At 43.5% G+C, this 11114-nt stretch carries 10 protein-coding genes; all 10 read right to left on the bottom strand.

The window, feature by feature from the left end; translation table 11 throughout:
• Positions 1–3: 3 nt before the first annotated feature.
• The 10 genes from H8Z79_RS02605 to H8Z79_RS02560 all read right to left on the bottom strand — a co-directional run bounded on the left by H8Z79_RS02605 (position 4) and on the right by H8Z79_RS02560 (position 11095).
• Positions 4–1428, bottom strand: coding sequence for a CD1107 family mobile element protein (locus H8Z79_RS02605; RefSeq protein WP_330600198.1), 1425 nt, complete (start codon positions 1426–1428; stop codon positions 4–6).
• Positions 1382–1684, bottom strand: a complete 303-nt coding sequence (locus H8Z79_RS02600) for a DUF4315 family protein (protein WP_005344193.1) — start codon at positions 1682–1684, stop codon at positions 1382–1384. The genes H8Z79_RS02605 and H8Z79_RS02600 overlap by 47 nt, the downstream gene beginning before the upstream one ends.
• Before the next feature lie 42 nt (positions 1685–1726).
• A complete protein-coding gene (locus H8Z79_RS17395) occupies positions 1727–4528 on the bottom strand; it encodes a CD1108 family mobile element protein (RefSeq protein WP_186582129.1) in 2802 nt (933 codons plus the stop codon).
• Positions 4529–4546: 18 nt separating this feature from the next.
• Complete coding sequence (locus H8Z79_RS02590) at positions 4547–4657, bottom strand: hypothetical protein (protein ID WP_008688066.1); 111 nt, start codon at positions 4655–4657, stop codon at positions 4547–4549.
• Positions 4658–4673: 16 nt separating this feature from the next.
• Positions 4674–7130 (bottom strand): VirB4-like conjugal transfer ATPase, CD1110 family, encoded by a 2457-nt coding sequence (locus H8Z79_RS02585; protein WP_186582106.1) that lies wholly within the window; start codon positions 7128–7130, stop codon positions 4674–4676.
• Complete coding sequence (locus H8Z79_RS02580; RefSeq protein ID WP_024720790.1) at positions 7012–7476, bottom strand: PrgI family protein; 465 nt, start codon at positions 7474–7476, stop codon at positions 7012–7014. Before H8Z79_RS02580 ends, H8Z79_RS02585 begins: the two co-directional genes overlap by 119 nt.
• A 23-nt stretch (positions 7477–7499) precedes the next feature.
• The gene (locus tag H8Z79_RS02575; protein WP_118383792.1) at positions 7500–8369 is read right to left on the bottom strand and encodes a VirB6/TrbL-like conjugal transfer protein, CD1112 family; all 870 of its coding nucleotides are present in this window, start codon (positions 8367–8369) and stop codon (positions 7500–7502) included.
• Positions 8370–8381: 12 nt separating this feature from the next.
• Complete coding sequence (locus H8Z79_RS02570) at positions 8382–8597, bottom strand: Maff2 family mobile element protein (protein WP_017144663.1); 216 nt, start codon at positions 8595–8597, stop codon at positions 8382–8384.
• A gap of 123 nt (positions 8598–8720) precedes the next feature.
• Entirely contained in the window at positions 8721–10607 is a 1887-nt protein-coding gene (locus H8Z79_RS02565; protein WP_186582107.1) for a VirD4-like conjugal transfer protein, CD1115 family, read from the bottom strand.
• Positions 10604–11095, bottom strand: coding sequence for a PcfB family protein (locus H8Z79_RS02560; RefSeq protein WP_024720793.1), 492 nt, complete (start codon positions 11093–11095; stop codon positions 10604–10606). Before H8Z79_RS02560 ends, H8Z79_RS02565 begins: the two co-directional genes overlap by 4 nt.
• Between the last annotated feature and the right edge of the window lie 19 nt (positions 11096–11114).

Genomic DNA, 11114 nt, shown 5'->3' with positions numbered 1-11114 from the left:
CTCCTACTCCTCTTCTTCATCTTCCAGTACATCATCATTGAAATCTTCATCTCTCAGGATTTCCGGTTCTGCACTTTCTTCCTGCTCATCTGCATCGTCTACTTCCCGTTTTTCTGACTCTGAATCTTCGGATTCATCTTCATCCTCTTCCATCTCATCCTCGTCATCATATTCATGCTTTGGTTTATAGACTTTGAAGTAATATCCTCCTGCCGCAGCTCCGACTGCTACCAGCGCAATCAGAAGATACGTTCCAAATGGGCTTTTATCTTCTGGCATCTGGATTTCATCCTCCACCTTATCTTTCTCATCTGTCTCTGTCGTTTCCGGTTTTTCTTCCTCTGCTTTTTTCTCTGGTTCTGCATAAACCGTATCCACTTCCGGAAGTGTCACCGAATCAGAAAGTGTAAAGTTCATCAGATCTTTTTCACTGACTTCTGTAAGAAAATACACATTATCCTGAGATTTTGAATTGTCGATGATCAGATAAAAAATCTTACCACTCTTAGTTGAAATGGTATAAAACTCTTTTGTGCCTTCCGTAGCCGTTTTGGTAACAGAATCTGCTGTCTCGCCTTCTTTATTAAGCTGTTCCTCAATACCTGTCACTGTCCGATCATCCACAGTTCCTTTTGCATCTGTTGGCTCAGATGCCTGCGCATCCTGCGGAAGCGGTGAAGTCGTTGTTTTCTCAGTCCCAGTTGCATCTGCACTGGTCGTGGTTGCCATTGCACCATTACTGTCACTGGAAGTTTTCTGTTTCTCTGCCTGCTTCTTTGCCCATTCATAATAAGGATTCTGCAACACATACTTTTCAGAAGTATTTCCGGCACCATCCGTTACCGTGATTTCAATCTGTTTTGTTGTAAAATCTTTCTGTGTCAGTTGCACTCTCAGCATTCCATCCTTCAGATCTGTATAAGTGGTGCCATTAACTGTCACAGAAGTAATGCCGGAAACGGTATCATTTCCCTGAATCGTCAGTACACCATCTGTCAGAGATGCAGAAAGCGTAGGCTTTTCTGTGTCATAACACTTAATAGAGCGATTCTGCTCATAGACCTTCCCCTCACCATCTGTCACACGGACATACACTGTCTGGTTTCCAGTGATCGTGATACTTCCGCTTCCGGTTACATCCTGCCAGCTCCCATCTTTTCCTGCTTTTGCTTCAATTTTTGCTATTGAGAAACCATCCGGCATATGGCTGGCATCTACCGTAACAGCAATGGTTGTTTCTCCCTGTTTCCAGCCATCCGGTTTCTCAATCGTGATTGCAGGTGTTGTATTCTCAGCTGCATAAGCAGTCTGTGTCTGGAGCAAAGGTGTTGTCAGGCAAAGAAATGTCGTTGCTGCAAGCAAGCTCTTTTTTACCCTGCTTTTAGTAATTGTTCTCTTCTTCTGTTTCATTTTTTCCAGATTCATCATCGGCTTTTGTTTCCTCCTTCTGTATTTCTACCCTGCCGGGCAGTTCATTTTTCATTCTCTTTTTGAAAGCTTCTAATTCCGGAATACTCATATCCATCGCACGGATAATTTTTACAATTTCCAGATTTTCCGCTTCTGTTTTTGCTATCTCCGCAGCCTTGAACCGCTTTAAATCTGCTTCATATCTGGCTTTGGAAGCTTCCATTTTCTCTTTGGCTTTCTCATAATCTGCCGTAGCTTTTTCAAGACTTTTCATCGGTTCTCCTTTCCGGACGGCTGATGCAGCCGCCCTTTTTTCTTACCATCGTCCAAATCCATAGAAATGGCTCTGCCAGTATGGGGAATTGATGGACGTATACTGCACCGGATGTCCACAATGGATCATCTGACCATTGCCTACATAGATTCCGATATGCGTTACCGGCTCCCCTGCGTCGTAAGTTCCAGTAAAGAAAATCAAATCTCCCGGCTGCGCCTCCGACTGGGATACTGGTGTACAAATGTTGTACAGTCCCTGTGCTGTTAATCTTCCTGTATTCCTTACACCAGAGTTTGTCAGACAGTAGCTTACAAATCCAGAACAATCGAATCCACTTGGGGAATATCCACCCCACACATATGGTGTTCCGAGATATCTCGCTGCTTCATTTAACAAACGCTGTGCTGCTTCACTGGTATATTCATTTCCGCCAAATCCTGCCCCTTCTCCTGTTTCCAGATAAAAGATCGGATTTAACCGCTCTCCATTTTTCAGAAGTTCAATATGAAGATGGCTTCCTGTGGAATTTCCAGTATTTCCTACAAGACCTATCTCATCACCTTTCGTGACGGATGCTCCTGCAGATACACTCCGGCTGCTTAAATGTGCATACCGCAGTTCATAGCCTTTACTGTCCTTGATCACAACATAATTGCCATAGCTGTCGTTATAAGCAGAAGTTGTAACCGTTCCGGTCAGCCCTGCCATTACTGTTGTCCCTTCCGGTGCTCCGATATCCATACCATTATGAAGCTGATTTGCTCCTGATATTGGATGAATCCTGTATCCATAATAGCTGGTCACACTGGAATACCAGTTAAAATCAACCGGTGTTGCAAACATCTGCAAGTTGCCTTTTGTATCGTTGTAGGCACTGAACAGTTCTTTCTGGAAAAATCCCAGCCTGTCCTGACAGATTGACATCAGGTTTCCACTATTTAAGGTGACATTCAGCACATCTACATCTCTTGTCCTGGTCACTTCCACTTCATTGCTTCCATTATCATCTGCCAGATAACATTCCCATGTTTGATGTCCATGTGCAGATGCTGCCGCATGACTGTCATAATAGACATCAAACTGTACACCGTATCTTGCGAAAGCTCCGGTATCTTCTACAGTATATTCGACACCATTCATAACTACCTTTGTTCCCATTGGTACAAACGGATTGGAAGCATCTACCGCTAAGGTATGATTGGCAGTTGGATATGCTCCACTGGCAGTCGGTCCTCCGCTCCAAATACCACAACAAATTGGGCAGTTACAATACCCACTGGTCACAACCTGTCCCAAAGATTCTCCAACTCTTACAGTTGCTGTCTCTGTCACAGTCTCATTGACTGCTTCTGTTTCTAACCGATACTGCAATGCAAAAAGAGCATCCAGTTCTGGCTTTACCTGTTCAAAGGTAAATTCTTCATACTTTGCTGACAGATAACTGATCAGGATAAACGGATCATGCTCAATAGGTCCGATGTTATATCGGTATTCCTCATGTCCCGGTTCTTCAGATTCCATGTTGTTGATCCGCTCCTGCAGATTAGCTTCCAGCTGTGTGTAATACAGTTCCGCTTCCCGGATTGCCTGATCCGATGACAGATAACTGGTTCCGGTATAAGTGATCACATTTTGTAAAAACACTGCAGAGCAAGACGTGACATTCGTTATGATCAGAAACATCAATCCGATTAGAACTGCTACACTGATATACACCTTCCGGTTTTCTTTAAAGAAGTTGGTGACCTTACCGCCAATCTTCTTAATATAATCAATCGTACCTTTTGTAGCTGTTCCTACTGTCTGTTCACTTCGCTTCGCTTTGGCATAATCCCGTTTGATCTGTTGCTTCTGAATCTGTTTTTTCAGCTTCTTCTGCTCCTGATGGGCTGCGGCCTGTGCCTGTTTCTCTTCCTGTCTTTCAAGTCTGCTTCTTTTTCTGGATGCCCTCTGTTTCCTGCGTCTTGCACTTCTCTGTTCCAGCCGGTAAACACCTTCGCCGCTTTCTTCTAACTTATGGGCACCTTCTACCGCCGCATTATCGTCTTCATTTTTGCTGATCTCACGGTGCAATGCTGCGGAAGTTGCACTACCTGCTTTCTTGACAACAGAAGTTTTTTCTGTTTTCACAGATTCCCCTTCGCCAAACTTCAAGCGGGATTTCTTCTTTTCAGGAGCTTCTCCATCATTTGCCTGATAGACCTGTGCCTTCTTGGAATGTTGCTTTGCTTCCTTCTTCTTTTTGGCTTCCTCATAAGAAAACTTTTTGGCTTTTTCCTTCTGTTTCTGATGGCGGAAATTGACTCCATCCGCATCCATCTGGTTCAACTTCTCCATATCTTTATCATTTTTCACAGAAGCACCAGTCTCCTCATAAGCAAATTTCAAACGCTGCTTTTGTTTTGGCTTTTTGCTGCCACCTGTCTGATTTCTCCGGCTGTCTCCTCTGTTTTCTGATAGATCCGCACGTTTTTCTTTCAGTCTCCCTGACTGTCCGGCTTCGGATTTTTCTGCAAGTCTGGATTCTTTTCCGACTTCAGCACGGATTCTTTTTCTATTTTGCTGTTTACTACTCTGTCCAAGATCCTCACTTTGCTTCTCTGTCCGTATCAGTTCCGGTGCATCTCTGGATTTTTGCACAGAGGGACGAATATTTTTCCCACTCCGTTCAGACTGGCGGGGAGACTTATCCACAAGGTTTTCTTCTTTTTCCCCCTGTTTTCTTCCCATCTGCACATCACTGGCACGGTTACTGACACGAACAGAAGATTTATCTGTCAGGTTTTCTTCCACCAGACCATCCTTGGTCATCTTTTGGACTTTCTTGTCCCTGACTTTCATTCTCTGTTCTGCCACTACTTACTCCTCCTTCTTCGGATACCCTTTCCCTGCCTGTAATAAGCAGAGAAAAGCGATGCCGAAAACAGCACCGCCACTAAAAGTTAATACATATGAAATTGCTCGTAACATTGTTTTCTCCTTTGATTTAACCTGCTTCGGAAGTCTCCTCTAAGCGGGTTGTCATGATTTTATAGAGGGAATTCTTCGGGAATCTGTCTACAAATGGGATAATGACATTTCCATAGAACAAAAGTCCTTCCCCCTCATTACTGTTGGTTACATAGGACAGCTGGGTTGGTGAGATATTCAGCTGTTTTGCCAGAATCTGCCTGTCTCCGGATGCCTGGTTGAGCATATAGATAAAATCAGAGTTTTCAAAAATATTCTCGATTTCCCTGGAAGCTAAAAGATCCTTAATGTTCTGGGTAATTCCTGTCGGAATACCGCCCCATTTACGGAATCGCTTCCAGATTTCCACGCTGTAGGCTGCTGTCTGTTCTTCTTTTAAGAGAAGATGGAATTCATCCACATAGTAACGGGTGGATTTATGAGCGGAACGGTTGATCGTCACTCGGTTCCATACCTGGTCCTGCACAATCAGCATCCCGATCTTCTTCAGCTGTTTTCCAAGCTCCTTGATATCAAAACATACGATACGGTTGTTGATGTCCACATTTGTGCGATGATTAAATACATTTAGGGAACCTGTAACGTAAATCTCCAATGAAGTTGCCAGACGCTGTGCTTCCGGCTCTTCCTGTTTCCGCAACAGATTATATAAATCCTCCAGTATCGGCATCTTCTCTGGCACCGGATCAGCGAGATATTCCTGATAGACCAGCCGCACACAACGGTCAATGATCGTTTTTTCTACCGGCTCCAGTCCATTCTTTCCGCCAACAATCAACTCACACAGAGATAAAATAAAATCTGCTTTTAATGACAGCGGATTGTCTTCCTCGGAATAATTCAGGTTCAGATCCATCGGATTGATATACTGGTCAGATACCGGTGAAACCCGAACCACCTGTCCATGCAGCGCCTGCACAAGTGCCGAATACTCGGCTTCTGGATCGCAGACAATGATATCGTCTTCCGTAATCAGAAAACAGTTCGTAATTTCCCTCTTTGCTGAAAATGACTTACCAGAACCTGGTGTACCAAGAATCAGTCCATTTGGGTTCTTCAGGCGTTTCCGATCAACCATGATCATGTTGTTGGATAACGCATTCAATCCATAATAAAGAGCTTCCCCTTCCTGAAACAGTTCCTGTGTCGTAAATGGCACAAAGATTGCGGTTGATGATGTGGTAAGCCCTCTCTGAATTTCAATTCGATTGACTCCAAGCGGAATACAGGACATGAGTGCTGCTTCCTGCTGATAATCCAGCTGTTTTAAGGAACAGTTATATTTCTGTGCGATTCCCTGTACCTGGAAAATATTATTCTCCAGCTTCTGCCGCTTCTTTGCGGTATTCATAACCAGAACCGTCACAAGGAACATTCGCTCATTTCTGGACTGCAGATCTTCCAGCAGGTTTTTCGCCTCTTCTCCATAGGTTACAAGGTCCGATGGAAGCACGTCCATATCATAACCGGAACGTACTGCCCGCTTCTGCTCTTCAATCTTCATCTTATCCAGATCTGAAATCTTGCTCTTGATCATCTTAATCGCAGAACTCTGGTCAATGGACTGGATATGAATGTTGACATTGATGCTGTCATCCACATCCAGGAAATCTGCAAGCATCCGGTCTGTCAGCTCCGGTGCAAGAATCTGCAGGTAACTTACACTTCCCATCGTTCTTCCCATCAAAAATGTCTGATTCTTGGAAAAGTTAAAGGAAGTCGGTGCAATAAAATCTTTGGTTTTTAATCCGGTTTCCGGCAGCATCTTATACTGGAACTTAAATGGTTCGATCCGATCCTGGTTGAACACATGATACAGAATCTCAAGCCTTTCCAGTCCATTCAAGGAATGTGCCTGTGCTCCCAGAACCTTAAAGTTGTTTAAGATATCTGTTTCGATTCTTTCAAGTCTTGGTCTTGCTACCTTCAGACTCTCTGCTTCGATTCCAAAAGTGATATACTTCGTCTTTACCAGACCATTATTTCCCTTGGAAAGCTGATTTTTCAGCATAGTACGGTACTCTTCACGAATGGCATTAAAGTCATCCGTCTGATCCGGAATATCAATGCTTTTTTCAAATTCTGCCACATCCACCTGCTGATTGATGAAGGACAGCTGCACACTGATGGAAGAATCAAAGTAATTTAAGAAATCACAGTAATTCTCAAATATCGTGGTCTTATCCTCGTTTAAAGCAAGCTGATAATTGATGTCGTAAAACTGAATCGTCTTGGAGAAAAAGGTCTTTGTCACCTGGCAGATACCATCCTGCAACATCCGAATATACGGAATACTCTGCTGTGCAGTTGTAGGAATGCTTTTCTGTTTCCTGCGGTCCCGTTCCTGTTTCTTCTTACGCTTTTCCTGTTCTCTTTCTTTTCTGCTTTTTTTGTTTCTTCTTTCCTGACGGTTTCTTTTTTCCGCCAGGGACAGACGCTCCTGCTGAGTCTCCTGCTTTGTCTTTTTTGCCATCCGGCACACCCTCCTTTTTTACAAGGGTGGAAATCTCCTGATAAAAATTTTCTGTCTTATATGGTCTTACTGCCGGACAGATAAACTTCTGTCGAATGATATTTGCCACCACTTTTTCAAAGGGAAGTCCGTCTTTTTCATACATTGCCATGAAGAAAAACGGAAGCATGATCGTTACCATCAAAATGGCAGCAATACTGGAACCGATTGGTTTTCTCATGAACAGATAAAACGGAATTCCCACAACTGCGGCAAGTGAAAAGAAAATCAGCTGCCGCTTTGTCAGATTTAATGCTACTTTTGTTTTGACCTTGGTAAGGTCTTTTGGTACTGGTACATACGCCATGGTATGCGCTCCTTTCCTGCCCGCTAGTGGGCATTGAATATAGATTTGCTAAGGCTTCCGGTCTTGAATAATGAAAATGCAAGAATCACGGTATAAGCCGCTACTGAAAACATAGCTGCATGAAGATCACTGGATATGGTCATTGCATTTACTAAAACTGCATAAATTCCCACACAGACCATCATGAAGAATCCCTGAAATGCCAGTGCGAACAAGCCTTTTAAATAGTTGTTTCCGATATTGCCCCATTCCTTATTGGTCATGGTGGCAAACGGAATTGGTGCTATGGAAGTATAAAGGTAAATTTCTATCATTCTTCCGAACAAGATTACCGTAATGATAATTGACAGAATGTGCATGGTAACACTGATCAACATCGTTTCCATGGATAGCAGGAACAAATCCCCTAACTCCATATCCTCCAGGGCATCCACAATCCGTGAAATTGCTTCCGTTGCATCCACCGCAGTGTTTCCTGATATCACCCCGGCGGCATTGTTGACCACATGCTGGCCAACGTCAAAGACCGCCATCGTGATATTGAACGTATTTGTCACCAGATAAATAGCTACATACGCTTTGAAGATCCAGAGGAAAATATTGTAAGTCTCAAATTCATGGAAATTGTTTTTCTGTGTTACCATCGTGATCAATTCATAGCACAGGACAAAGGTGATGATCAGTCCCGCAATGGGGACAATCACCGTTTGGGATATATTCTGAATCAGATTAAAAATCCCTGCATTCCATCCCTGCGGTGTCTGTCCCACCTGCCCGGCTATGGTTCCCACCTGCTCATTGACAGACGTGAACATGTTATCCAAACATGACTTGATAAGCCCGATCAGGATATCCTTTATCGCTTCCGTAATTCTCTCAATGATGGTGTTCATCTACCACTCCTCTTAAGAGAACAATGTTGCCAGCTGTGGAATCAGGGTAGTTCCCAGCAGCATGATTCCGGCACCAGCCATCAGCTGTTTGATGCCCTGGCTTTTAGCGCCGGGATTGTCATTTCCATATCCTTCCAGAAGGTTTACGACACCCCACACACCAAGACCTGCGCCGATTGCGACTACAAGAGTTTTTAAAGTTGTAATTGCACTGCTAAAAAATGCCATATATTCATAAACCAAAACTGACTTCTTTCAGGTGTTTACGGGAATGAAAAAACACCGACTAAAAAGCCGGCGCACCTAATGTCAGTTATTCCTTTCCTCATTATTTTTCGTTCATTCCCAAGGTTACTCCGACAGTTCTACATGAATCACTTCCACCTCTTCTTCGGGTTTCGGTGTGTACTGCGGATTTAACTCTTTCTCTACTTTGTACCGGTTCTTCTCGTTTTCATCTGCAAGAAGCCGATAGTTTTTGTGTTTCGTGATATCATATTTATCCGAGAAAAATGGTCTGGCACCACGGATCTGCAGGATACATTTTCCTCCATCCATGACTGCAATCTCATCTTCCGTCATCAGCTGTTTGCCTGTTTTCTGGTAATTCAATCCAAAGGACTTCTGATTACTCCTCGTCTCCGAAGTGTTATACAGGTCAATGGTTTCCTTCCCCAGAAGCTCACTCATTTCCTTTAAGGTAGTTTTCTCTTTTCCACCAAGGAATAGTGTGGTATCACAGTTGCCCAGAATGGTATCTGCACTATCCTTATACATTGCCTTTAACTGACTCTGGGACTGCAAAATAATAGAAGCAGAGATTTCCCTGCTTCGTATGGTTGCAATCAGCTTGTCAAACTGAGGAATCTGTCCGATGTTGGCAAACTCATCAGCGATGACACGCACATGCAGCGGAAGTCTTCCACCATATTCATCATCTGCCTTATCGCAAAGCAGATTGAAAAGCTGTGACTGTAACATGGCAATCACAAAGTTAAAGGTTGTATCTGTGTCGGACATAATCAAGAACAAGGCTGTTTTCCTGTCTCCGATCTTATCCAGTTCCATTTCATCGTAAGACATGATCTCACGAAGTTCTGCGATATCAAATGGGGCAAGTCTGGCTCCACAGGATATCAAAATACTTTTCGCTGTCTTTCCAGCCGCCATTTTATATTTTTTATACTGTCTGACCGCAAAGTGCTGCGGATCTCTTTCTTCCAGTTCCTGGAACATCATATCCACCGGATTCTGATAAGTTTCATCCTCTTCACGGGTTTCGCTTTCGTTCAAAAGATCCAGAAGGGTATTCAGATTCTTTTCCTCTTCATCCCCTTCATACCAGATAAAAGCAATCAGTGCTGTGTACAGCAATTTCTCTGCTTTCACCCAAAAATCTTCGGAAGCTTTTTCCCCTTCGCCTTTGGTATTCACAATGATTGTTGTCACCAGCTTCAGGATATCTTTTTCAGACCGTATATAAGCAAATGGATTGTAATGAAGCGATTTGGAAAAATTGATGGTATTCAGAACCTTAATCACATATGGCTCATGAACCACTTTTCCAGATTTATCTTTCATAATATTTCCATTCTTATCTTTCTTAGGCGGTCCCTTTGCTAACATCTTCCCACACTCTTCGATCAGAGTACCTTTCGGATCTGTAATGACCATGGAACAATTCATCTGCATGACCGACGGCTTTACAAAAAATCGTGTCTTTCCGGAACCACTGCCACCGATGACCACGATATTTTTATTTCTCGCATACTTCGGCTGCTTTGGTCTGCTCTCCATGGTCAGTGCTTCTGTTGCTGTCAACGGAATATTCATCCAGGGATCATCTGACATATAAGGCTTGATATCCTCTGCAGTTCCCCATCTGGCTGAACCATACTCGATTCCTTTCCGAAGTTTCTTTGCATCTGACTGTTTCTGCCAAACTAATAGTTTCAAAACAACTGCGACAGTAACTCCAACCAATAGATCTCTCAGGTCAAGACTCAACAGAATCCCTGTAAAAATCCGATCTGCATGTTCCATCGCATATAACAGTTTGTTCCCTATATCTTCTCCGGGACTGCTCCTGTATAGGCAGGATGCTCGGTCCGCATAAAAAGCGGTCAGAACATAGGGAAGATTCGTAAGAACCAGTTTCTTTTTATCCAGGGCGGACAGCCTGACCCCAGCTTTATTCTTCCACTTCTGCATCAGATTATTGCCGTTTTGTTTCTTCATCGGCTCTGTTCCTGATGTCGGCTCTTTACTTTGTCCTTCGTCTTCTTTGGCATCATTGCCCGGTAAGCTGCAAGACGCTTATGAATGGAAGGTTTATTCGCTTTTTGAATCTGTTTCTGGGAAAACTCACGGAAAGCAGCATTGAGGGCATCCTGATCACGTCCCTTGAAAAATACCAGATAAACCGGCGGCTCTTTGCTCTTGTCTTTTTTCAGAGCATAATTGATCCCATATTTTCTAGCATACCGTTCAAAGGACTTGATATTTTTGTCCGTGATCTCGATATTGACCATCCCGGCATTCTGTTTTGCCAGCTCTTTTACCGTGACCTTTCCCTGTTTCGGCTGATTTTTCTGTGCTTTCTTCTCTACTGATTTCTGCTTCTGATGACGCAGATACGCAACAAGAACCTTTTTCAACAGGTCTGCCGTAATCTTAGTAGCCCGAATACAGAACGTGACCGTTTTCTGAGTTACCTCTTCCTGCATGACTTTTCCCTCCTTTCAG

It is taken from the genome of Blautia intestinalis, assembly GCF_014297355.1.
GTDB classification, from domain to species: Bacteria; Bacillota; Clostridia; order Lachnospirales; family Lachnospiraceae; genus Blautia_A; species Blautia_A intestinalis.
Note: the sequence above shows the minus strand (reverse complement) of the source record. Positions and strands in the feature narration are given on the sequence as shown.